This window comes from Streptomyces sp. NPDC005485, from assembly GCF_040606085.1.
GTDB lineage: Bacteria > Actinomycetota > Actinomycetes > Streptomycetales > Streptomycetaceae > Streptomyces.
Genome location: NZ_JBEXDZ010000018.1, coordinates 47468 through 68325, shown reverse-complemented (window position 1 = coordinate 68325; position 20858 = coordinate 47468). Strand labels below are relative to the sequence as shown.

20 protein-coding genes are annotated in these 20858 nt (G+C 70.6%); 9 read left to right on the top strand and 11 right to left on the bottom strand.

The window, feature by feature from the left end:
• Nucleotides 1–71: 71 nt before the first annotated feature.
• A complete protein-coding gene (locus ABZS97_RS09320; RefSeq protein ID WP_356135390.1) occupies nucleotides 72–1547 on the bottom strand; it encodes an MFS transporter in 1476 nt (491 codons plus the stop codon).
• Between the two features lie 137 nt (nucleotides 1548–1684).
• Here ABZS97_RS09320 and ABZS97_RS09315 point away from each other — a divergent pair, with 137 nt between their 5' ends.
• Nucleotides 1685–2257 carry a helix-turn-helix domain-containing protein gene (locus ABZS97_RS09315; RefSeq protein ID WP_356135388.1) on the top strand — a complete coding sequence of 191 codons (573 nt, stop codon included), beginning with the start codon at nucleotides 1685–1687 and terminating at the stop codon, nucleotides 2255–2257.
• A gap of 66 nt (nucleotides 2258–2323) precedes the next feature.
• Here ABZS97_RS09315 and ABZS97_RS09310 read toward each other — a convergent pair whose 3' ends face one another.
• From ABZS97_RS09310 to ABZS97_RS09275, 8 genes are all read right to left on the bottom strand, one after another.
• Entirely contained in the window at nucleotides 2324–3544 is a 1221-nt protein-coding gene (locus ABZS97_RS09310) for a TerD family protein (RefSeq protein ID WP_356135414.1), read from the bottom strand.
• A gap of 104 nt (nucleotides 3545–3648) precedes the next feature.
• Nucleotides 3649–3876, bottom strand: coding sequence for a hypothetical protein (locus ABZS97_RS09305; protein WP_356135386.1), 228 nt, complete (start codon nucleotides 3874–3876; stop codon nucleotides 3649–3651).
• 71 nt (nucleotides 3877–3947) lie between these two features.
• The gene (locus ABZS97_RS09300; protein WP_356135384.1) at nucleotides 3948–4937 is read right to left on the bottom strand and encodes a zinc-dependent alcohol dehydrogenase family protein; all 990 of its coding nucleotides are present in this window, start codon (nucleotides 4935–4937) and stop codon (nucleotides 3948–3950) included.
• On the bottom strand, nucleotides 4934–5785 hold the full coding sequence (locus ABZS97_RS09295) for a carbohydrate ABC transporter permease (RefSeq protein WP_356135382.1): 852 nt from the start codon (nucleotides 5783–5785) through the stop codon (nucleotides 4934–4936). Before ABZS97_RS09295 ends, ABZS97_RS09300 begins: the two co-directional genes overlap by 4 nt.
• Nucleotides 5782–6720, bottom strand: a complete 939-nt coding sequence (locus ABZS97_RS09290) for a sugar ABC transporter permease (protein ID WP_356135380.1) — start codon at nucleotides 6718–6720, stop codon at nucleotides 5782–5784. Before ABZS97_RS09290 ends, ABZS97_RS09295 begins: the two co-directional genes overlap by 4 nt.
• Nucleotides 6717–8084 (bottom strand): sugar ABC transporter substrate-binding protein, encoded by a 1368-nt coding sequence (locus ABZS97_RS09285; RefSeq protein ID WP_356135378.1) that lies wholly within the window; start codon nucleotides 8082–8084, stop codon nucleotides 6717–6719. Before ABZS97_RS09285 ends, ABZS97_RS09290 begins: the two co-directional genes overlap by 4 nt.
• A 112-nt stretch (nucleotides 8085–8196) precedes the next feature.
• Entirely contained in the window at nucleotides 8197–8958 is a 762-nt protein-coding gene (locus tag ABZS97_RS09280) for a DeoR/GlpR family DNA-binding transcription regulator (protein ID WP_356135376.1), read from the bottom strand.
• A 249-nt stretch (nucleotides 8959–9207) separates the two neighbouring features.
• The gene (locus ABZS97_RS09275) at nucleotides 9208–10032 is read right to left on the bottom strand and encodes an NAD(P)-dependent oxidoreductase (protein WP_356135374.1); all 825 of its coding nucleotides are present in this window, start codon (nucleotides 10030–10032) and stop codon (nucleotides 9208–9210) included.
• Nucleotides 10033–10338: 306 nt separating this feature from the next.
• Between ABZS97_RS09275 and ABZS97_RS09270 the strand changes: the two genes are divergently transcribed.
• Together ABZS97_RS09270 and ABZS97_RS09265 are read left to right on the top strand one after the other, a co-directional pair.
• Entirely contained in the window at nucleotides 10339–11289 is a 951-nt protein-coding gene (locus ABZS97_RS09270; RefSeq protein WP_356135372.1) for a 5-dehydro-4-deoxyglucarate dehydratase, read from the top strand.
• A complete protein-coding gene (locus ABZS97_RS09265; RefSeq protein WP_356135370.1) occupies nucleotides 11286–12455 on the top strand; it encodes a hypothetical protein in 1170 nt (389 codons plus the stop codon). The genes ABZS97_RS09270 and ABZS97_RS09265 overlap by 4 nt, the downstream gene beginning before the upstream one ends.
• Here the strand turns inward: ABZS97_RS09265 and ABZS97_RS09260 are convergent.
• A complete protein-coding gene (locus tag ABZS97_RS09260) occupies nucleotides 12389–13669 on the bottom strand; it encodes an MFS transporter (RefSeq protein WP_356135368.1) in 1281 nt (426 codons plus the stop codon). The two genes, ABZS97_RS09265 and ABZS97_RS09260, sit on opposite strands and share 67 nt — an antisense overlap.
• A gap of 109 nt (nucleotides 13670–13778) precedes the next feature.
• The gene (locus ABZS97_RS09255; protein ID WP_356135366.1) at nucleotides 13779–14747 is read right to left on the bottom strand and encodes an NAD(P)-dependent alcohol dehydrogenase; all 969 of its coding nucleotides are present in this window, start codon (nucleotides 14745–14747) and stop codon (nucleotides 13779–13781) included.
• A gap of 172 nt (nucleotides 14748–14919) precedes the next feature.
• Here ABZS97_RS09255 and ABZS97_RS09250 point away from each other — a divergent pair, with 172 nt between their 5' ends.
• From ABZS97_RS09250 to ABZS97_RS09225, 6 genes are all read left to right on the top strand, one after another.
• Entirely contained in the window at nucleotides 14920–15522 is a 603-nt protein-coding gene (locus tag ABZS97_RS09250) for a TIGR03086 family metal-binding protein (RefSeq protein WP_356135365.1), read from the top strand.
• A gap of 85 nt (nucleotides 15523–15607) precedes the next feature.
• Entirely contained in the window at nucleotides 15608–16360 is a 753-nt protein-coding gene (locus tag ABZS97_RS09245; RefSeq protein WP_356135364.1) for an MBL fold metallo-hydrolase, read from the top strand.
• A gap of 160 nt (nucleotides 16361–16520) precedes the next feature.
• Nucleotides 16521–17177 carry a GntR family transcriptional regulator gene (locus ABZS97_RS09240; RefSeq protein WP_356135362.1) on the top strand — a complete coding sequence of 219 codons (657 nt, stop codon included), beginning with the start codon at nucleotides 16521–16523 and terminating at the stop codon, nucleotides 17175–17177.
• Nucleotides 17174–18082 (top strand): dihydrodipicolinate synthase family protein, encoded by a 909-nt coding sequence (locus tag ABZS97_RS09235; RefSeq protein ID WP_356135360.1) that lies wholly within the window; start codon nucleotides 17174–17176, stop codon nucleotides 18080–18082. Before ABZS97_RS09240 ends, ABZS97_RS09235 begins: the two co-directional genes overlap by 4 nt.
• The gene (gene araD / locus ABZS97_RS09230) at nucleotides 18079–19800 is read left to right on the top strand and encodes an L-arabinonate dehydratase (protein WP_356135358.1); all 1722 of its coding nucleotides are present in this window, start codon (nucleotides 18079–18081) and stop codon (nucleotides 19798–19800) included. The genes ABZS97_RS09235 and araD overlap by 4 nt, the downstream gene beginning before the upstream one ends.
• Nucleotides 19801–19899: 99 nt before the next feature.
• A complete protein-coding gene (locus ABZS97_RS09225) occupies nucleotides 19900–20835 on the top strand; it encodes a sugar ABC transporter permease (protein WP_356135356.1) in 936 nt (311 codons plus the stop codon).
• Nucleotides 20836–20858: the final 23 nt, after the last annotated feature.

Genomic DNA, 20858 nt, shown 5'->3' with positions numbered 1-20858 from the left:
CCGGGCGCCGTGGGTGCTGTGCGGGGCGTTCAAAACACCCCCTGGCATTCACCGCGCTCTTGGCGGAGCGCTCAGGGGGCTGCGCGCCTTCCGGTGATCACGAGTGCCGACACGAGCAGGGCGGCCAGCGCGATCAGCGCTCCGACGCCGAACGCGCGGGACGCGCCGTCGACGAGGATCTCGGACGGGGAGCCGGTGGCATGCCGGGTCGCCGTGCCGAACACCGTGACCAGGACGGAGAGTCCGAGGGTGCCGCCGAGCCACTGCAGGGTCTGCAGCAGACCGGAGGCGGCGCCCGACTCCCGCGGCTCGACACCCGCGAGGATGGTCGCGTTGAGGGGCATGAAACTCAGGCCGACGCCCAGGCCCATCAGCAGCAGTGGGCCGAGCAGGCCACGGGCGTACCCCTCGCCGGGTTCCAGCCGCCACAGCCACCCGGCCGCGGCGATGAGCAGGGTCATGCCGGTCAGCAGGACGGGCCGGGCACCGAAGCGCTGGAGGAGACGCGGCACGAACCGCACGACGGTGAACATCGCCAGGGTCATGGGCAGGAAGGCCAGTCCTGCGCGCAGCGGGCTGTATTCCAGGACCTGCTGGGTGATCAGGGTGAGGAAGTAGAAGGCGCCGAACATGCCCGCGGGCAGCAGCAGGACGCCCGCGTAGGCGCCCGCGCGGTTGCGGTTGGCGAACAGGCGCAGCGGCATGATCGGCTGACCCGCGCGGGCCTCGATGAGGGTGAAGCCGGTGAGCAGGGCCGCCGCCGTGGTGAAGGCGAGCAGCGACCGTGTGTCGCTCCAGCCGTCCTGCGATACCCGGATGAACGCGTAGACCAGGGAGGTCATGCCCGCCGTGCCGGTCAGTGCGCCCGCCGCGTCGAAGCGGCCCGTGTGGCGCGGGGTTTCGGAGACGAAACGGGGCACGGTGAGAGCGACGCCGATCCCGATCGGCACGTTGATCAGCAGGGCCCAGCGCCAGGACGCCCATTCGGTGAGCATGCCGCCGAGGACGAGGCCGACGGAGGCACCGATGCCCGCCATCGACGAGTAGATGCCGAGTGCGTGGTGACGTCGTGGGCCCTCCGGGAAGTTGGTGGTGATCAGGGCGAGGGTGCTGGGCGCGATGAGCGCGGAGCCCGCGCCCTGGAGCGCGCGGGCCGCGAGCAGCCAGGCGCTGTCGGTGGCGAGACCGCCCAGCAGTGAGGCCAGTGCGAAGACCAGGACGCCCGAGGTGAGTGCCCGCCGCCGGCCGACGATGTCGCCGACCCGGCCGCCGAGGAGCAGCAGTCCGCCGAAGGCGAGCGTGTAGGTGTTGAGGACCCAGGAGAGGTCGGTGGGGCTGAAGTTCAGGTCCTTCTGGATATCGGGCAGCGCGACATTGACGACGGTGGAATCGACGCCGACCATCAGGTAGGCGGTCACGATCACGAACAAGGCGGTGCGAAGCCCGGCCGGGTGCGGCGGGGAGATGGCGGAGGATGCGCCGGAGGTGGGCGATGCCGATGCGCTGGACGGACCGGACGGACTCGCCGGTGCGGACGGGGTGGACATGGAATGCTCCCTGTCTGGTGTCCCCGGTCGATCGGTGTGCGGGCAGCGCGGACTGCCCGCACAGATAACCGGGGACTGTCTCCGTTTAGTGCTCGCTAAGATACGGAGACGGTCCCCGGTTGGCAAGGAGTTTCTGGATGGCGCAGGTCAAGCCCATGCGTGCGGACGCTCGCCGGAACTATGAGCGGTTGCTGAAGGAGGCGGCACTCGCCTTCGCCGCGCATGGGGAGGGTGCGTCGCTCGATGACATCGCGAAGCGGGCCGGCGTCGGCTCAGGGACGCTGTACCGGCACTTCCCCACGCGGCAGGCGCTGTTGGAGGCCGTCTACGTCGACAGCATCGAGGAGATCGCCGCGCGCGCCGACGCGATCGCGGCCGAACTCCCGCCCGGCGAAGCCCTGGTGGAGTGGCTCAACGAGCTGAGCGAGCGGATGATCCAGGTGCGTGGGCTCAAGACGCTGCTGGGGTCGGCCGTCACGGACGGGAGTTCGGCCGTCCTCACCGCGTGCGGCACCTCCGTCAAGGGCGCGGCGACCCGCCTTGTCGGGGCCGCCCAGCGGGAGGGCACGCTGCGCACGGACGTGGAGCCGATCGAGATCCTGCGGCTGGCGCACGGGGTCGCGACGGCGTCGGAACTGGCCAGCGGCGAGGGCAAGTACATCCGCAGGTATCTGTCGCTGCTGACGGACGGGCTGCGCCCGGAGCGGTGAGGCGTTGCGTACGCCGACGGGGCGCCCTCCGCGAAGAGGGCGCCCCGGATCACCTGCAGGCGGCCCTCACAGGGACTGTGCCGCCGGCTTCACCATCCCCCGCACCGTGCGGGACTTCACGAAGTCGCCCATGGCCGTCATGTCCCACTCGCCGGAGAACTGCTTGATGAGCTTGGCCATCATCACGCCGGTCTGCGCCTCGGCGTTGGTGAGGTCGAAGCGGACCAGTTCCTCGCCGGTGGTGGCGTCGATCAGACGGCAGTACGCCTTGGCGACCTCGGTGAACTTCTGACCCGAGAACGAGTTCACCGTGAAGACCAGGCCGGTGACCTCCTGGGGGAGGCGGCCGAGGTCGACCACGATCACCTCGTCGTCGCCACCGCCCTCGCCCGTCAGGTTGTCCCCGGAGTGCTTGATCGCGCCGCCCACGATCGAGAGCTTCCCGAAGTAGCAGCTGTCGATGTGGTTGCGCTGCGGGCCGTACGCGATCACCGAGGCGTCCAGGTCGATGTCCTTGCCGCGGAACGCGGGCTCCCAGCCGAGGCCCATCTTGACCTGGGAGAGGAGCGGGCGGCCGCCCTTGACCAGGGACACCGTCTGGTTCTTCTGGAGGCTGACGCGGCCCTTGTCGAGGTTGATCTTCCCGGTGCCCGGGGCCGGGGGTGCCGGAGCCGCCGGGGGCGCCGCCGGGACCGGCGGCGCGCTGAGACGCGGATCCAGCGGCGGGGCCGGGGGCGTCACCGGGGCCTGCATCGTCGGCGTGGGCGCGGCCGCGGGGGCCGCCGGGGCGGCGGGCTCCTCCACCGAGACGCCGAAGTCCGTCGCGATGCCCGCCAGGCCGTTCGCATACCCCTGACCGACCGCGCGGGCCTTCCACGCGCCGCCGCGGAGGTAGATCTCCACGATCACCAGCGCCGTCTCGGTGCCCAGCCGGGGAGGGGTGAACGACGCCAGAACCGCATTGTCGTCCGCGTTGCGGATCGTGGCCGTCGGCTCGATGCCCTGGAACGTCTGGCCCGCCCCGTCCGGGCTCGCGGTGACGACGATCTTCTCGATGCCGGGAGGAACCGCGGCGGTGTCGACCGTGATCGCGTCGGGGGCCGTGCCGCCGCCCGAGCGGTACGTCACACCCGGGCCGTTGGGCTGGTTGTAGAAGATGAAGTCGTCGTCGGAGCGCACCTTGCCGTCGGCGGTGAGCAGCAGGCTCGACACGTCGAGCCGCACCGGGGCGGCGACGTCCACCGTCACGCGGGTGACCGGGAGAGGGATGTTCGAGCCGGGGGTCATAGCTGTCATGCCGGGAGAACGACCGGGGCCGCTTTACCGTTCCCTTACCCTTCGGCCAATTGGGTCAGTGGGTGGTGCGCGAGTGGTAAGCGGGTGGTCGCAGGCTAGTTCCGGGGCCGGTTGCGGGGGTGATTTCGGGCCGTGCGTTCGTTGCCGTGCTTGTAGTTTCCGGTCCAGCGGGCCATGACGAGCTGGGGGTCGCCCGTCTCGACCTCTTCGAGGAACCGGGCGGCTCGGGGGCCGCGGAGGGTGCCCGCGGCCTGGCCGCGGTGCGTGATCGTGACGCTTGCGTCGGGGTGCTGCTCGTAGGTGAATCCCTGGGGTCGGGGCATGGTCGGATGCTAGGTCCGCGGGGGCGGGCGGGAGTAGCGGTTTTCGCCCCGCCCGCGGCTGGAGCGCCCTTCTACGGCACCACCACGATCTTCCGTCCCACCCCCGACGCGAACTGTTCCAGCGCCTGCGGGTAGTCGGTCAGTGGCAGGCGGTCGCTGATGAACACCGAGGGGTCCAGGACGCCCGTGGCGAAGAGTTCCGCCGCTCGTTCGAAGCTGTGGAGCACGGCCATGGAGCCGGTGATGGTGATCTCCTGGTTGTAGATGCGGTACGGGTCGATGGTGACCCGGGTCGCGTAGTCGGCGACGCCGAACTGGAGGAAGGTGCCGGCCTTGGCCACGCGGCCGAGGCCGTCCTGGATGGCGGCGGCGTTGCCGGTGGCGTCGACGACCACGTCCCAGCCCTGCGGACGATCCAGCTCGTCGGCGTTCACGGCGGACCCGGAGACGCCGAGCAGCTGCGCCGTGGCCAGCCGCTGCGTGTTCAGGTCCACCACGTCCACGCTCGCGGCGCCGGTCCGCTTGGCGAGTTCCAGCATCATCAGGCCCATCGTTCCGGAGCCGTAGATCAGGACGCGGGAGCCGAGGCGGGAGCGCAGGACGTCGTAGCCGCGTACCGCGCAGGAGAGCGGTTCGACGAGGGCCGCGTCCTGGGTGCGGATGTGCTCGGGCAGTTTCACGCAGTTGGCGACCGGGGCCACCGCGAACTGGGCGGCGCCGCCCGCCGTCGTCACGCCGATCGCGGCCCAGCGCTCGCAGAGGTTGTTGTGGCCGGTACGGCACTGCCGGCACTCGTAGCAGTAGAGGGAGGGGTCCACGGCCACGCGGTCGCCGGTCGAGACCTCGGTGACCTGGGCGCCGACCCCGACCACCTCGCCCGCGAACTCGTGCCCCGGCACGATCGGCAGACTGGGCGCGAACTCGCCCTGGAGGATGTGCAGATCGGTACCGCACAGGCCGCACGCCGCGACCTCGACGACGACCTCGCGGGGCCCTGGCGTCGGGTCCGGGACCTCGGTGACGACGGCCTTGCCCACGGACTCGATGACGGCGGCCTTCATTTCACGGCTCCCAGTGACAGGCCCTGGACCAACTTGTCCTGGGCGGCGAACCCCGCGGCGAGCACCGGCAGGGAGATGACGAGCGAGGCGGCGCACACCTTGGCCAGGAACAGGCCCTGGCTGGTGATGAAGCCGGTCAGGAACACGGGGGCCGTCTCGGCGACCACACCCGTGAGCACGCGGGCGAAGAGCAGCTCGTTCCAGCTGAAGATGAAGCAGATCAGCGCCGTCGCGGCGATGCCCGGCAGCGCGATGGGGGCCACCACGCGCGCGAGGACGGTCGGCAGCCTGGCACCGTCGATCTGCGCCGCCTCGATGACCGCCACCGGGACCTCGGCGAGGAAGGACTGCATCATCCACACCGCGATCGGCAGGTTCATGGAGGTGTAGAGGATGACCAGAAGCCAGATGTTGTCCAGCATTCCGGTGTTCTTCGCGAAGAGGTAGATGGGCAACAGCCCTGCCACCACCGGCAGCATCTTCGTCGAAAGGAAGAAGAACAGGACGTCCGTCCACTTCTTCACCGGGCGGATCGAGAGGGCGTACGCCGCCGGGAAGGCCAGCAGCAGCACGCAGAGGGTGGAGACCACCGACGCCACCGTCGAGTTGACCAGCGCCGGCCAGGGGCTCGCGCCGCCGCCCGTGCCGAAGAAGTCGCGGTAGCCGTCGAGGGTGAGGGCGGCGCCGAAGGACGGCGGGTTGGTCGCCGCGTCGGACTCGGAGTGGAAGGACGTCAGCGCCATCCAGGCGAGGGGCAGGAAGAAGACGATTCCGGCCAGCCAGGCGGCCAGGCCCAGACCCGCTCCCCGGGTACGACGGGGACGTACATGTGTCGCGGTGGCGCTCATGCGCGGGACACCTCCTCGCGGAACAGGGACGAGACCACGCGCAGGGCGAAGGTCGCGATGATGATCGAGCCGATGACGACGAGGACGCCCGCGGCCGAGGCGAGACCGTTCTCGTGGGCCTGGTAGAAGCTCTGGTAGACGGTGTACGGCAGGTTCGCGGTGCCCAGGCCGCCGGAGGTGAGGGTGAAGACCGCGTCGAAGTTCTGGACGATGTAGATCGAGCCGAGCAGGGCGCCGAGTTCGAGGTAGCGGCGCAGGTGCGGGAGCGTCAGGTAGCGGAAGACCTGCCAGTCGCTCGCGCCGTCCACCCGGGCCGCCTCGATCTGCTGGTGGTCGCGGCTCTGCAGCCCGGCGAGCAGGATCAGCATCATGAAGGGCGTCCACTGCCACACCAGGGAGGCCTCGACCGCGAGCAGCGGGGTGCGCGACATCCAGTCCGGCTGTGGGCCGCCCACATAGTGCAACAGCCCATTGAGGAGGCCGTATTCAGGGTTGTAGAGCACATGTTTCCAGAGCAGGGCGGCGGCCACCGGCACCACCAGGAACGGGGCGATCAGCAGCGTGCGGACGAGGCCGCGGCCCGGGAACTTACGGTCCAGGAGCAGTGCCAGCAGCAGACCGAGGACCAGGCTGGCGAGCACGACCGCCACCGTCAGCAGGACGGTCGTCCACACCGAGTGGCGCAGATCGGCGTCGGTCAGTACGTCCGAGTAGTTGCCGAGGCCGGTGAAGTGGCGGGCCTTCGGATAGAGGGAGTTCCAGTCGAAGAAGGAGATCACCAGCGTGGCCACGAACGGGAGCTGGGTCACGGCGATCATGAAGACGAGGGCGGGCAGCAGCGGGGCCCGGGTCGCCCAGGTGCGCAGCCGGGCGGAGGGCCTGCGTGTCGTGCGTACGGGTGCGGCGGCGATCGGTGCCGTGGTGGTGGCGGTCATCGTCCCTCGTACTCCTTGGCGATCTTCTCGGCGAGTTTCTGGGACTTCCTCAGGGCCGAGTCGACGGACTGGCGTCCGGCGACGGCCGCGCTGATCTCCTGCGAGACCCTGGTGCCGAGATCGGTGAACTCGGGGATGCCGACGAACTGGATGCCGGGCGCGGGGCGCGGCTGCACCCCCGGGTCGCGGGGCCGGGCGCCTTCGATGGCGGCGCGGGTGGTCTCCTGGAAGGCCGCCGCCTCCTTGCGGTACGCGGCGTTCGCGTACGTGGAGGCGCGCTTGCCCGCGGGCACGTCGGACCAGCCGATCCGGTCGCCGACCAACTGCTCGTACTGCTTGCCGGACGCCCAGGAGACGAACTTCCAGGCCTTGTCGGGGTTGTGGGAGGCCTTCTGCAGGCCCCAGGCCCAGGTGTAGAGCCAGCCGGAGGACTTGGTCCTCTCGACGGGAGCGGGTACGTAGCCGACCTTGCCCTTGACCGGGGAGTCGTCCGCTTCCAGGGATCCGGCCGCGGAGGTGGCGTCGTACCACATGGCGACCTTGCCCTGCGTCATGTTGTTCAGGCACTCGGCGAACCCGGACTGGGCCGCGCCCGCCTCGCCGTGCTTGCGGACGAGGTCCACATAGAACGCCGTCGCCTTCTTGAACTCGGGTGAGTCGAGGCGGGCGTTCCAGTCCTTGTCGAACCAGGTGCCGCCGAAGGTGTTCACGACGGTGGTGAGCGGTGCCATGATCTCGCCCCAGCCCGGCAGTCCGCGCAGACAGATGCCCTTCATGCCGGACTCGGCGCCGTCGGCGTCCGCCGCGAGCCTGCCCACCTGCTCCCAGGTGGGGTGGGCGGGCATGGTCAGGCCCTTCTTCGCGAAGACGTCCTTGCGGTACATCAGGAACGACGACTCGCCGTAGAAGGGCTGCCCGTAGAGCTTTCCGTCGGCGGCGGTGAGGGACTGCCGCATGGGGGCGAGGATGTCCTGCTCGTCGTACGCGCTGTCCTTGCGCACGTAGGAGTCCATCTCGTGCAGCCAGCCGTTCCTGGCGTAGATGGGTATCTCGTAGTTGGAGAGCGTGGCGACGTCGTACTGGCCCGCCTGGTTGGCGAAGTCCTGGCTGATCTTGTCGCGGACGTCGTTCTCCGGCAGCACGGTGAAGTTCACCTTGATGCCGGTCTCCTTGGTGAAATGGGCCTTGGTGAGCTTCTGCAGCTCGACCATCTGCGGGTTGTTGACCATCAGGACGTTGATGGAGTCACCGCCCGATCCGGCCCCGCCGGCCCCGGCCCAGCAGCCGGAGAGCAGCGGGGCGAGCAGCGTCCCTGCGGCGGCCGCGGCGAGTGCGCGCGACCTCCGTCGGCTCTGGGTTCGCATGGATCACTCCTGGACGTATGGGGAGATATAGGGCGCGTCGAGGGATGGACGTGCCCTACGGAGTGGGTGAGTTGGGTTTTCGGACTCGTCCGGTGGGGGGTCGGTTCGGTAGTCAGACGCGGATGACTTGGGGGCCCTGCAGTGAGTAGCGGTGGGCCTCGGAGGTGGGGAGCAGGGTGCTCGTGACGATCGACTCCAGAGAGCTGATCTCCGCGAACCGGCAGAAGCTGACCGCCCCGAACTTGGTGTGCACGCCCGCGAAGACCGTGCGCCGGGAGGCCCGGATCGCCTGCGCCTTGACCTCGCTGACGGCCGGATCGGGGGTGGTGAGGCCGTGTTCGCGGGAGATGCCGTTGGCGCCGATGTACGCCAGGTCGATGACGAAGCCGGCGAGCATCTTCGTCGTCCAGTGGTCGACGGTCGCGAGCGTGCCCGGGCGGACCCGGCCGCCGAGCAGCAGCACCGAGGTGTTCTCGGCCTCGGCGAGCGCGCCCGCGGTGGCCAGGGACGCGGTGACCACGGTCAGCGGCCGGTCCCTGGGAAGTGCCTCGGCGATGAGCTGCGGGGTGAACCCCTCGTCGACGAAGACCGTCTCGGCGTCCCCGAGCAGCTCGGCCGCGGCGGTCGCGATCCGGCGCTTCTCGGGCACGTGGCTGGTGGCACGGAAGGCGAGCGTCGTCTCGAACCCGGCGCTCTCCACGGGATAGGCGCCGCCGTGGGTACGGCGCACCAGACCGTGGTCCTCCAGGGCGCGCAGATCCCGTCGTACGGTCTCCTTGGCGACGCCGAGTTCGTCGGCGAGCGCGGTGACGTCGACCGAGCCGGCCCGGCGGGCCGCCCGGACGATCTCGCGCTGGCGTTCCTCCGCGGTCATGGTCACCACCTCGTCCCCACCTGTGCCGCTCGCCCGTTCGGGCTGTGTGGAGATGTTTCTACAGCGGTCGCGTGGCACTGACCAGGTCTGTTGCAGGACCGATGGTGCCCGTGTGTGCCCGTTTCGCCGGGTGCCTGCCCGCCGCGGACCTGCGGCGGACCCCGGATCGGGCAGGGCCGGTGCCCGAACAGCGGAGCGGGCGGGCCCGTTCGGTGCCCGCCCGCCCTGTCCGCCGCTCCTCGCGCCGCGTCAGTACGGCCAGATCGGCGGGTTCGTGGTGAAGTGCCCACCCAGGTGAGCATGCTCCGGATTGTCCGGGTCGAGCGCGCCGTGCTCCGCGATGAGCTTCTCGGCGTACGGCTCGGAGTCGTCCTGGGGTTCGTAGCCGAGCGACCGGGCGGTCGAGAGGTCCCACCACAGGCGGGTGTTGGCCGAGGAGCCGTAGACGACCGTGTGCCGTACGTCCTCGGCCGTCAGGGCCGCGTGGAGGAGGCGGGCGCCGTCGGCGGGGCTCATCCAGACGGACAGCATGCGCACCGCGGTCGGCTCCGGGAAGCAGGAACCGATGCGGACCGAGACCGTCTCCAGGCCGTGCTTGTCCCAGTAGAACTGGGCCAGGTCCTCGCCGAAGGACTTGGAGAGGCCGTAGAAGGTGTCCGGGCGGTGCGGGGTGTCGATGGGGATCAACGCCTCCGGGGCGACCGGCGCCTCGCCCTCGGGGCGCGGGGTGAAGCCCACGGCGTGGTTGGAGGAGGCGAAGACGATGCGGCGTACGCCTTCCTGGCGCGCCGCCTCGTACAGGTTGTACGTCCCCTCGATGTTCGCCTTGAGGATCTTCTCGAACGAAGCCTCCAGGGAGATGCCCGCCAGATGGATGATCGCGTCCACGCCGCGGACCGCCTCGCGCAGGGCTTCCTTGTCCGCGAGGTCTGCCGTGAGCGCGTCCGGTTCGCCCTCGATCGGGAGCAGGTCGAGAAGGCGCAGTTCGTAGCCGTACTCCGGCAGCAGGCCCCGCATCAGGGTGCCGAGTCCGCCGGCGGCGCCGGTGAGCAGAACGGTGCGGGGTGCGGGCATCCTCGGGTCTCCTTGAATCGAACAGCCGCATTCGTGTACGGCATTCACATTCTTGGACACGCTAAGGATCGTCGAGGCGGTCCGTCAAGTGTCGCGCGCGCGGACGCGACTGTCGCGCGGAGGTGGGAAATCCGCTCCCGTGGGGCTCGTTTGCGCGCTTGACCGGTCCCAAGGGGGCGTTTTAGCGTGGGCGCGTTCAGAAATATGGACATGGATCAGAAACGTGCACTGCGGCGTGACGGCCGGCCCGTACGTGCGCGTGTCCGTTCAGTGTGAGTGTCTGTTCGGCCTGTCTAGGGAGAGCCCGTGACGTCAGCCCCTCTTGCCGCTCGGCTCAGCGTCCCCAGCGGGCCGCTGTTCTTCCCCGTCACCGCCTACGGTCCCGACGGCGCCGTCGACCTCGACGTCTACCGCGCACATGTACGGCGCGGCGTCGACGCCGGTGCCGCCGCCGTCTTCGCGTGCTGCGGCACCGGCGAGTTCCACGCCCTCACGCCGGAGGAGTTCCAGAGCTGCGTGCGGGCGGCCGTCGAGGAGACGGCCGGGCGGGTGCCGGTCGTCGCCGGCGCCGGCTACGGGACCGCGCTCGCCGTGCGCTACGCCCGGCTCGCCGAGGACGCCGGCGCCGACGGACTGCTCGCCATGCCGCCGTACCTCGTCACCGCCGGACAGGAAGGCCTGCTGCGGCACTACCGCGAACTCGCCGCCGCCACCTCGCTGGACCTCGTCGTCTACCAGCGCGACAACGCAGTGTTCACACCGGAGACCGTGGTGGAACTGGCGCGGACCGACGGCGTCATCGGCTTCAAGGACGGCGTCGGCGACCTCGATCTGATGCAGCGGATCGTGAGCGCGGTGCGCAGCGAGGCCCCGGGGGACTTCCTGTACTTCAACGGGCTGCCCACCGCCGAACTGACCGCTCTCGCGTATCGCGGCATCGGGATCACCCTGTGCTCGTCCGCCGTGTTCTGCTTCGCGCCCGAGATCGCGCTCGCCTTCCACCAGGCGCTCAACGCCGGTGACTTCGCGGGCGATACGGTGGTCGACCAGCTGCTCGACGGGTTCTACCGGCCCTTCGTCGACCTGCGCGCGCAGGGACGCGGATACGCCGTCTCGCTCGTCAAGGCCGGGGTGCGGCTGCGGGGGCTCGACGTGGGGGAGGTCCGGCCGCCGTTGCACGAGCCCGCAGAGGAGCATGTGAAGCAGCTCGCGCAGTTGATCGAGCGTGGGTACGAGCTGCTTGAGGAGGGCGTGTGAAGGCGTCGACCTTCGTCTACCCGTGGGATGTCAACGGCGACCCCGACGCTGCGGCACGCATCGCCGGGCTCGGGGTGCGGCAGGCGACGCTCGCCTCCGCGTACCACTCCACGCGCGCACTGACCCCTCGCCACCCCCGGCACCGGATCGTCACCGCCCTGCACGCTGCCGTGCTCTACCCGGTGGACGGTGAGCGGTGGCAGGGGCGCCGGCTGCGGCCGTACGCCGCCGGGGACTGGGCGCCCGGGGACGCATACGGAGAGGCCGCCTCGGCCCTCGCGGAGGCGGGCCTCGACGTGCACACGTGGGTGGTGCTCGCGCACAACTCCCGTATGGGCGAGGAGTTCACGGACACCTCCGTGGTCAACGCCTACGGAGACCGCTATCCGTGGGCGCCCTGCATCGCGCAGCCCGACACGCGCGCGTACCTGGTCGAACTGGCCGTGGAGGCGGCGGTACGGCCGGGCGCGGGGGGCACGGAGCTGGAGTCCCTCGGCTGGTACGGGCTCGCGCATCTCCACGCGCACGACAAGACGGGGGGCGTGGCGCTCGGGGACGCAGGGCTGTACCTGATGTCGCTGTGCTTCTGCCCCTCCTGCCGCGACGGCTATGCGCAACTGGGTCTGGACCCGGACGAGTTGATGGCCGCGGTCCGGCGTGCCCTGGAACCGGTCTGGCGCGGCGAGGCACCCGCGGGGGATTGGGAAGCCGTCGAGAAGCTGCTCGGCGCGGAGTTGGCGACGGCCACGCGCGCGTGGCGCGATTCCGTCGCCCGTTCGCTCCAGGAGGAGGCCGTCGGCGCGGTGCGCTCGGCCGCCCCCGAGGGGTTCCAGATCCTGTTGCACGCGGATCCGGCCTCGTACCGCGTCGGCGCGAACGTCGGCGTGGATCCCGCGCACATCCTGTCGGTCGCCGACGGTGTGGTCGTGCCGTGCGCCGGAGGACCGGAGCCGCTGGCTTCCTTTGCCGGGCAGGCAGCCGGGCCCCATGTGCTGGCGGCCAACTTCACCGTGGTGAGCGGCATGGGCGGCCGCCCCGGGGCACTCGGCGAGGACGTGGCACGGGCGGTCGAGCTCGGGGCCACCGAAGTGCGGCTCTATCACGCCGGGTTGGCATCCGACGAGGATCTGTCGCGCGTGACGGAGGCGCTCGCGCGGCTCGGCTGACGCCGCAGCAAGGGTGCGGCCGTCACCAGCCGCACCAGCCCGAGCACCGCCAGCAGCACCTGATGGGGGACCAGTTCGACCAGACCCGCGCCCAGCGCGAGTCCTGCCGCGTTCGGGCCGAACAGCAGCGTGTTGGCGGTCGCCGTCGTACGGCCCAGGAGCGCGTCCGGCGTCTCGCGCTGGACCGCGGTGAGGGCCGCGATCAACACGCACGGCAGCCCCGCGCCGACCGCCACGGCCGAGGCGAGCACCACCGCGTCGTACGGGAGCGCGCGAGCCGCCACGGCCGCGGCGGTGAGCGCGATGCCGCAGCCCGCGAACCGGCGCTCGCCCAGGCGGCGCAGGAGCGGGCCCGCGGCCGGTCCGATCGCCACCGAGCCGATGCCCTGGGCGACGTACAGCACGCCCACGTACGCGGGGGAGTGGCCGAGGCCCTCCGCCACCGCGTAGATCGTCGCGCCGTTGATGCCCGCGAACAGCATCGTCGTGCCGCCGGCGACGACGAGGGGACGCAGCGTCGCGTGGCCCCAGAGGTAGCGGGCGCCGTCGGCCGCCCGCGTGCGCCAGTGGGCGGGTGCCGGGAGCGGCTTCGGCTCGTGTACGCGCAGAAGCGAGCAGAGGCCCGCGGCCAGGACGAAGGTGAGTGCGTCCAGAAGCGCGACGCGGGCACCCCCGTACGCCGCGTACAGGCCCGCTCCGGCGAGCGGGGCGAGCAGCTTCATACCCTCGGTGGCCGTCATCCGAAGGCCGTTGAAATCACCGAGGAGCTGTCTGTCGACGGCGGTGGCCACCAGGGCCGACTCCGCCGCGTCGTGGACGACGCCGGCCGCGCCGTGGACGAGGAGGACGGCGAAGAGAATCCACAGGGTGTGCGCGGAGTCGACGGTGAACAGGGACATGAGGAGTGCGGCCAGACCCAGGTTCGTCCACACCAGCAACGGCCGGCGGCGGACACGGTCCGCGAGAGTGCCGAGAGCCGGGCCGATGAGCGTCGGGGCCCAGAGCGCGAAGACGCAGAGCGCGGCCAGACCGTCCGATCCGGTGAGGTCCTTCACCCAGACCCCGGACACCAGCCACATGGCCGACGTGCCGAAACCGGAGACCAGGACCCCACCCAGGTAGAGGCCGGCGTTGCGATCGCGCAGGACGCGCGTCACCGGCCATCCGGAAGGCGATGGCGATGGTGATGGCGAGGCTGATGGCGATGTCGTCATGCCTGGTCATCGTGGAGCTAAGGGCCCCTGCCCGGGATCGGGCGGTTGCCTTAGAAACGGGCCGGCGGACGGTCGGCCGCTCCGAGCGCGGCCCCGGCACCTTCCGCCGTCAGATGGTGACGACGAGCTTGCCCCGGGGGTGGCCCTTCTTCAGATGGCGGATGGCGGCGGGGGCCTCGGAGAGGGGGTACGTGCGGTCGATGGCCGGTGTGATCAGGCCCTGCTCCGCGAGGTCCTTGAGGGTCTGGAGGTCCTCGCGGCGGGCGACGGAGACGAGGTTGCGGAGGTCCTGGCCGATGAACGGGGAGAGCAGGACGGCCCGGATGTCGCGACTCATGCCGCCGAAGAAGCCGGTTCCGCCCTCGCCGCCGACGATGACGAGGGTGCCGCGCGGGGTGAGCGCGCGACGGAGGGCGGTCAGGGAGCGGAGACCCGCGTTGTCGACGACTACGTCGTAGCGGTGCGGGCCGTCGGTGATGTCCTCGCGGGTGTAGTCGATGACGTGGGCGGCCCCCTGGGAGCGGACGAAGTCCGCGCCGGCAGGGCCGCAGACGCCGGTGACCTCGGCGCCGTACATCGCGGCCAGTTGGACGGCGTAGGACCCCACACCGCCGGAGGCGCCGACGACGAGGACCTTCTGACCCGGCTGCGGGCGGCCGTTGCCGCTCAGGGCCTGGAGGGCGGTCATGCCCGAGACGGGGAGGGCGGCGGCCTGCTCGAAGGTGAGGCCCGCGGGCTTGAGGGCGATCCTGGCGGCCCTGGCGCACGCGTATTCGGCGAACGAGCCCTCGCAGTTGCCGAAGACCTCGTCGCCCGGCTCGAACCCGGTCACCTTCGCGCCGACCGCCTCGACGCGCCCGGCGCCGTCCCAGCCGCGTACCGGGTTCTTCGGCTTTCGGAGCCCCAGGACCGCACGGGCCACATAGGGCCGGCCCGTCATGAGGTGCCACACCTCGGGGCCGACGCCGGCCGCGCGCATCTCGACGAGCACTTCGTCGTCACGGGGCACGGGGCGGTCGATGTCGCGCAACTCCAGGAGGTCCGCTGATCCGTAGGCATCCTGAACGATCGCCTTCATGGCGTGGCTCCCCTTCGTGGTCCCGGACACCGAACATCGTGGATGGACCGAGCATTCCGGGGCTTCGAACGCCTGAACAGACTCCTGAGCACGATCGTGGGAGTGGGTGCGATGAGTTTCCGTACGTCCGGCGGTCTACCCCCTGACGACCCCGTGACCGGAGGAGCCGAGCATGACCGATGGCGGTACGACACCGACGACCCTCGACCTGGAGCCGCAGGCCCGGATCGTGGCGCGCCTCGCGGCGAACGTGACGCAGGAGCAACTACAGGGCGCGACGCCTTGTCCGCAGTACGCGGTGCACCACCTGCTGGGGCATCTCGCCGGGCTGACCGTCGCGTTCCGTGACGCCGGGCGCAAGGATCTGGGGGCGACCACGGACACCAACCCGGGCGCCGCCCTGCCGGACCTCGGGCCCGGCTGGCGCGAGGCCCTGCCGACGGAACTGGACGGTCTCGCCGAGGCCTGGCGCGACCCGGCCGCCTGGACCGGGATGACCCGGGCGGGCGGGATCGATCTGCCGGGCGAGATCGCCGGTGCCGTCGCGGTCGACGAACTGGTGGTGCACGGCTGGGACCTCGCCCGGGCCACCGGGCAGGAGTACGAGCCCGACGAGGCCGCGCTGCGTGCGACGCACGACTTCCTTGCCGCCGCGGCCACGGAGATGCGGGGCAGCGATGGACCTTTCGGAGCCGTCGTGTCCGTGCCGGACGACGCGCCCCTCCTCGACCGCGTGATCGGGCTCAGCGGGCGCGATCCCGGCTGGAAGCCCTGATCCGGTGAGCGGCAGTTGAGCGGCCGGGGATGAGCTCCGGTCAATAAGGGGGGCGGCCACGGAGGCCGTTTCGTACGCTCCCCGTATGTCTCTCAGCCTCACCGTCCTCGGTACCGCCTCCCCGCACCCGCGGCCCGGTCGTCCCTGCTCCGGGTACCTGCTCGGCGGCGGGGGCGCCGAGGTGTGGGTCGACGCCGGGCCGGGGAGCTTCGCCGAGTTGCAGAGGCACACGGATCCGGCCCGGCTGGACGCGATCTGGATCTCGCATCTGCACGCGGATCACTGTGCCGATCTGCTGTCCGCCTTCTACGCGCTCGCCTACGGCGGACTCACCCCGGCCGCACCCGTGCCCGTGTACGCGCCCGGCGACTGCGCACGGCGCCTCGCCGGGTTCTTCGGGCGCCCGGACGCCGGGTTCATGGGTGGCGTTTTTGACTTCCGGACCCTGCACGACGGGCACACCGCCCGGCACGGCGACCTGCTCCTCACGTCCGGCGCCGTCCTGCACGACGTGGAGGCCTACGGGCTGCGCGCCGAGTGCGCGGGGCGGACGCTCGTGTACTCCGGGGACAGCGGGCCGTGCGACGCCCTGCTGCATCTCGCCGCCGGCGCCGACCTGTTCCTGTGCGAGGCCGACATCGACGAGCATCGCGAAGGCGAACAGGTTCATCTGACCCCCGAGGAGGCCGGCGCAGCCGCCCGGCTGGCAGGGGTGGGGGAGCTGCTCGTCACGCACGTCGGACCCACTCTCACCACCGAGGCGGCGACCACCCGTGCCGCCGCGGCGTTCGGCGGGCCCACCGCCGCCGCCCGCGTGGGCGAGATGCGCGTCGTCTGAACGCAACTCCGACTTCGTTTGTCAGAAGCATTGACGAAACACGGCGACGCTCCTACCTTCAACGCGTCGTACTTCGTACGTCATATATGAGACGCGATACGCCAGATCAGATACACCTGATCCGGCACGCGATCTGACACGCGAGATCCGAGAGGCGCGCATGACCTCTGTGCCCACCCCGATCCCGTCCCGCACGCAGTTCGTGCTGGAAGGGATCAAACACCGCATCCTCACCGGGCAGTTGACCCCGGGGCAGGCTCTGGTCGAGACCGAGCTCGCCGCGCAGTTCGGCGTGTCGAAGACACCCGTCCGCGAGGCGCTCAAGACACTGGCCGGCACCGGGCTCGTCGTGATGAACCAGTACAAGGGCGTCACGGTGCGCATGGTGGACGCGGACATGGCGCGCGAGGTGTACGACGTGCGGCTGCTCCTCGAACCCGAGGCGCTGCGGCGCGCGGTGCGGCGCGGGTCGTCGCTGGACGCGGCACGCGACGCGCTCGGCCGCTCCGACGAAGCCTCCGACACCGCCGAACGCTCCCTGGCCAACCGGGAGTTCCACCGCGCCCTGTACGTGTCCTGCGGCAACCCGCTGCTCGGCCGCATGCTCGACGAAGTGCGCGACCAGGCAGCTCTGGTCTCGGCCGTCGCGTGGGCGGCAAACCCGTCCTGGGAGCGCGAGGCCGACGAACACCGGGAGATCCTGCGGCTCGCCCTCGACGGCGATGCCGACGGCGCCGCCGACGCCCTGCATGCCCATATCGCGTCGTTCGTGCAACGGGCCTTCCCCGGGACCCAGGAAGAGGATGGACAGGAATGACAGCGACGTACGAGACCCAGCGGGCGGCACTCGCCGAGGTCGTGGCCATCCCCGTGACCCCGTTCGCCGAGGACGGGTCGGTCGACCGCGACACCCACCGGGCCCTGCTGCGTCGGCTGCTCGACGGCGGCGTCAAGACCCTCACCCCCAACGGCAACACCGGTGAGTTCTACGCCCTGACGCCCGAAGAGCGGCGGCTGGTCACGGAGTTGACCATCGAGGAGGCCGGGGACCGGGCCGCCGTCGTGGTCGGCGTCGGGCACGACGTGCCGACCGCTGTCGCCTCCGCACAGCACGCCCGTGAGCACGGCGCACAGCTGGTGATGGTGCATCAGCCCGTGCATCCGTACGTGTCGGAGGCGGGTTGGGTCGACTACCACCGGGCCATCGCCGAGACGGTGCCCGAGCTGGGTGTCGTCCCCTACATCCGCAACGCGCGACTGAGCGGCGCCCGGCTCGCCGAACTCGCCGACCACTGCCCCAACGTCGTCGGCGTGAAGTACGCGGTGCCGGACGCCGCACGCTTCGCCGCCTTCGCGCGGGACGCCGGGCTCGAACGGTTCGTGTGGGTGGCCGGGCTCGCCGAGCCGTACGCCCCCTCCTACTTCTCCGCCGGCGCCACCGGCTTCACCTCGGGCCTGGTGAACGTCGCCCCGTCCGTTTCGCTGAACATGATCGAAGCGCTTCGATCCGGCGACTACCCGGCCGCCATGAAGGTCTGGGAGCAGATCCGCCGCTTCGAGGAACTGCGGGCCGAGGACGCTTCCGCCAACAACGTCACCGTGGTGAAGGAGGCGCTCGCCTCGCTCGGGCTGTGCCGCCGCGATGTGCGCGCGCCGAGCAGGGCACTGCCGGAGGGCGAGCGGGCCGAAGTCGCCGCCATCGCGGCCGGGTGGTCCATATGAAGAGCCCCGAGGAGTTCAGAAGCCACCAGTGGTACGGCACGGACGGGCTGCGTTCCTTCAGCCACCGGGCCAGGACACGGCAGCTCGGCTACCTGCCCGAGGAGCACCTCGGCAAGCCGGTGATCGCGATCCTCAACACCTGGTCCGACATCAACCCGTGCCACGTCCACCTGCGCGACCGCGCACAGGCCGTCAAGCGGGGTGTGTGGCAGGCCGGGGGTTTCCCGCTCGAGTTCCCGGTCTCCACGCTCAGCGAGACCTTCCAGAAGCCGACCCCGATGCTCTACCGCAACATGCTCGCGATGGAGACCGAGGAACTGCTGCGGTCGTATCCGGTCGACGGCGCCGTGCTGATGGGCGGCTGCGACAAGTCCACGCCGGCGCTGCTGATGGGCGCGGCCTCGGTGGACCTGCCGGCCGTCTTCGTGCCCGCCGGGCCCATGCTGCCGGGCCACTGGCGCAATGAAGTCCTCGGCTCCGGCACCGACATGTGGAAGTACTGGGACGACAAGCGCGCCGGCCTCATCGGCGACTGCGAGATGACCGAGCTGGAGAGCGGACTCGCCCGTTCGCCGGGGCACTGCATGACCATGGGGACGGCGTCCACGCTGACAGCCGCCGCCGAGGCGCTGGGTGTGACCGTTCCGGGGGCGTCGAGCATCCCGGCCGTCGACTCCGGGCACGACCGGATGGCCGCCGCAGCGGGACTTCGGATCGTCGAACTCGTGCGCCAGGACCGGAAGTTGTCCGACATCCTGACGGCGGAGGCGTTCGAGGACGCGGTGACGACCGTCCTCGGGCTGGGTGGCTCGACCAACGCCGTCATCCATCTGATCGCCATGGCCGGCCGCGCCGGCGTCACCCTCACACTCGACGACTTCGACCGCGTCGCGCGGACCGTGCCGGTGCTCGCCAACGTCCGGCCCGGCGGACAGACGTACCTGATGGAGGACTTCCACTTCGCCGGCGGCCTCCCCGGGTTCCTGTCCCGGATCACCGACCTGCTCCACCTGGACCGCCCGACGGTCTCCCACGACACCCTGCGCGAACAGCTCTCGACCGCGCAGGTGCACAACGACGACGTCATCCGCACCCGGGACAACCCCGTCGCGAGCGAGGGCGGCGTCGCCGTCCTGCGCGGCAACCTCTGCCCCGACGGCGCCGTCATCAAGCACATCTCCGCCGAGCCGCACCTGCTCAAGCACACCGGCACCGCGGTCGTCTTCGACGACTACCGGACCATGCAACGCACCATCAACGACCCGGAGTTGGGCATCACCGCCGACAGTGTGCTGGTGCTGCGCAACGCCGGACCCAAGGGCGGCCCTGGCATGCCCGAGTACGGCATGCTCCCGATCCCCGACCACCTGCTCAAGCAGGGTGTACGGGACATGGTGCGGATCTCCGACGCCCGGATGAGCGGCACGAGTTACGGCGCCTGCGTGCTGCACGTGGCACCGGAGTCGTACGTGGGAGGACCGCTCGCCCTGGTGCGGACCGGCGACGCGATCACCCTCGATGTCGAGGGACGGTCGCTCCAACTCAATGTGGACGACGTGGAGTTGGAGCGGCGCAGGGCGGAGTGGACGCCGCCGCCCGAGCGGTACGAGCGCGGCTACGGGGCGCTCTACAACGAGCAGATCACCCAGGCGGACACCGGCTGCGACTTCGAGTTCCTCGCACGGCCCGGCAAGGTCCAGGACCCGTACGCGGGCTGAACGAACATCCCCGGCCACCCCTTCTTTTGGCCGAGATCTCGAACGACGCTCGGAAAGCGCTTCACCCCGCTGCACCCCGCACGAGAACGGAGAAAAGTCATGGCCCAAGCCGCAGCCGTGGCGAAACAGCCCGCGCCACCCCGGCGGCGCCGTGGCTCGGCGACGCCCCGCAAGCTCCCGTACCTGCTGATCGCCCCCGCGGGCCTGCTGATGCTGGGCTTCATCGCCTACCCCGTCATCAGCGTCTTCTACTACAGCCTGCGCAACTACAACCCCACCAAGCCGTGGCGCAACGGCTACGCGGGCTTCGACAACTTCGTGCACGCCTTCACCGACGACCCGCAGTTCTGGGACACCCTGACCTTCAGCGCCAAGTGGGTCGTGGTGGAAGTCGGACTGCAGCTGCTGTTCGGCCTCGCGCTCGCCCTCATCGTCAACCAGACCTTCGTGGGGCGGGCGGTCGGCCGCGCGATGGTGTTCTCGCCGTGGGCCGTCTCCGGCGTGCTGACCTCCGCGATCTGGGTGCTCCTCTACAACTCCCAGACGGGTATCACCCGTTACCTCGCCGACATGGGGATCGGCGCGTACGGCACCAGCTGGCTGTCGGACCCCTCGACCGTCTTCCCGGCCGCCGTGGTCGCCGACCTGTGGCGTGGCGTCCCCTTCTTCGCGATCCTGATCCTCGCCGACCTCCAGTCCGTCTCCAAGGACCTCTACGAGGCCGCCGAGGTCGACGGCGCCGGCCGCGTCAAACAGTTCCTGCACATCACGCTGCCGCACCTCAAGGACGCCATCGTCCTGTCCACGCTGCTGCGCGCGGTCTGGGAGTTCAACAACGTCGACCTCCTCTACACCCTGACCGGCGGCGGACCCGCGGGCGAGACGACCACACTGCCGCTCTACATCGCCAACACCAGCGTCGAGGCACACAACTTCGGCTACGCGTCGGCCCTGACCACCGTCGCGTTCGTGATTCTGCTCTTCTGCTCGATCGTCTACCTGCGGCTGAGCAAGTTCGGAGGTGGAGACAAGTGATCACCAAGGACGCCGAGATCAGC

Excerpts from the sequence above, each read along its gene's own strand:
- ABZS97_RS09285 (WP_356135378.1), bottom strand. The coding sequence starts at position 8,084 with ATGCGAACCCAGAGCCGACGGAGGTCGCGCGCACTCGCCGCGGCCGCC.
- araD (WP_356135358.1), top strand. The coding sequence starts at position 18,079 with ATGAAGAGCCCCGAGGAGTTCAGAAGCCACCAGTGGTACGGCACGGAC.
- ABZS97_RS09305 (WP_356135386.1), bottom strand. The coding sequence starts at position 3,876 with ATGCCCCGACCCCAGGGATTCACCTACGAGCAGCACCCCGACGCAAGC.
- ABZS97_RS09280 (WP_356135376.1), bottom strand. The coding sequence starts at position 8,958 with ATGACCGCGGAGGAACGCCAGCGCGAGATCGTCCGGGCGGCCCGCCGG.
- ABZS97_RS09300 (WP_356135384.1), bottom strand. The coding sequence starts at position 4,937 with ATGAAGGCCGCCGTCATCGAGTCCGTGGGCAAGGCCGTCGTCACCGAG.
- ABZS97_RS09255 (WP_356135366.1), bottom strand. The coding sequence starts at position 14,747 with ATGAAGGCGATCGTTCAGGATGCCTACGGATCAGCGGACCTCCTGGAG.
- ABZS97_RS09250 (WP_356135365.1), top strand. The coding sequence starts at position 14,920 with ATGACCGATGGCGGTACGACACCGACGACCCTCGACCTGGAGCCGCAG.
- ABZS97_RS09260 (WP_356135368.1), bottom strand. The coding sequence starts at position 13,669 with ATGACGACATCGCCATCAGCCTCGCCATCACCATCGCCATCGCCTTCC.
- ABZS97_RS09295 (WP_356135382.1), bottom strand. The coding sequence starts at position 5,785 with ATGAGCGCCACCGCGACACATGTACGTCCCCGTCGTACCCGGGGAGCG.
- ABZS97_RS09235 (WP_356135360.1), top strand. The coding sequence starts at position 17,174 with ATGACAGCGACGTACGAGACCCAGCGGGCGGCACTCGCCGAGGTCGTG.
- ABZS97_RS09320 (WP_356135390.1), bottom strand. The coding sequence starts at position 1,547 with ATGTCCACCCCGTCCGCACCGGCGAGTCCGTCCGGTCCGTCCAGCGCA.
- ABZS97_RS09315 (WP_356135388.1), top strand. The coding sequence starts at position 1,685 with ATGGCGCAGGTCAAGCCCATGCGTGCGGACGCTCGCCGGAACTATGAG.
- ABZS97_RS09275 (WP_356135374.1), bottom strand. The coding sequence starts at position 10,032 with ATGCCCGCACCCCGCACCGTTCTGCTCACCGGCGCCGCCGGCGGACTC.
- ABZS97_RS09240 (WP_356135362.1), top strand. The coding sequence starts at position 16,521 with ATGACCTCTGTGCCCACCCCGATCCCGTCCCGCACGCAGTTCGTGCTG.
- ABZS97_RS09290 (WP_356135380.1), bottom strand. The coding sequence starts at position 6,720 with ATGACCGCCACCACCACGGCACCGATCGCCGCCGCACCCGTACGCACG.
- ABZS97_RS09245 (WP_356135364.1), top strand. The coding sequence starts at position 15,608 with ATGTCTCTCAGCCTCACCGTCCTCGGTACCGCCTCCCCGCACCCGCGG.
- ABZS97_RS09225 (WP_356135356.1), top strand. The coding sequence starts at position 19,900 with ATGGCCCAAGCCGCAGCCGTGGCGAAACAGCCCGCGCCACCCCGGCGG.
- ABZS97_RS09310 (WP_356135414.1), bottom strand. The coding sequence starts at position 3,544 with ATGACCCCCGGCTCGAACATCCCTCTCCCGGTCACCCGCGTGACGGTG.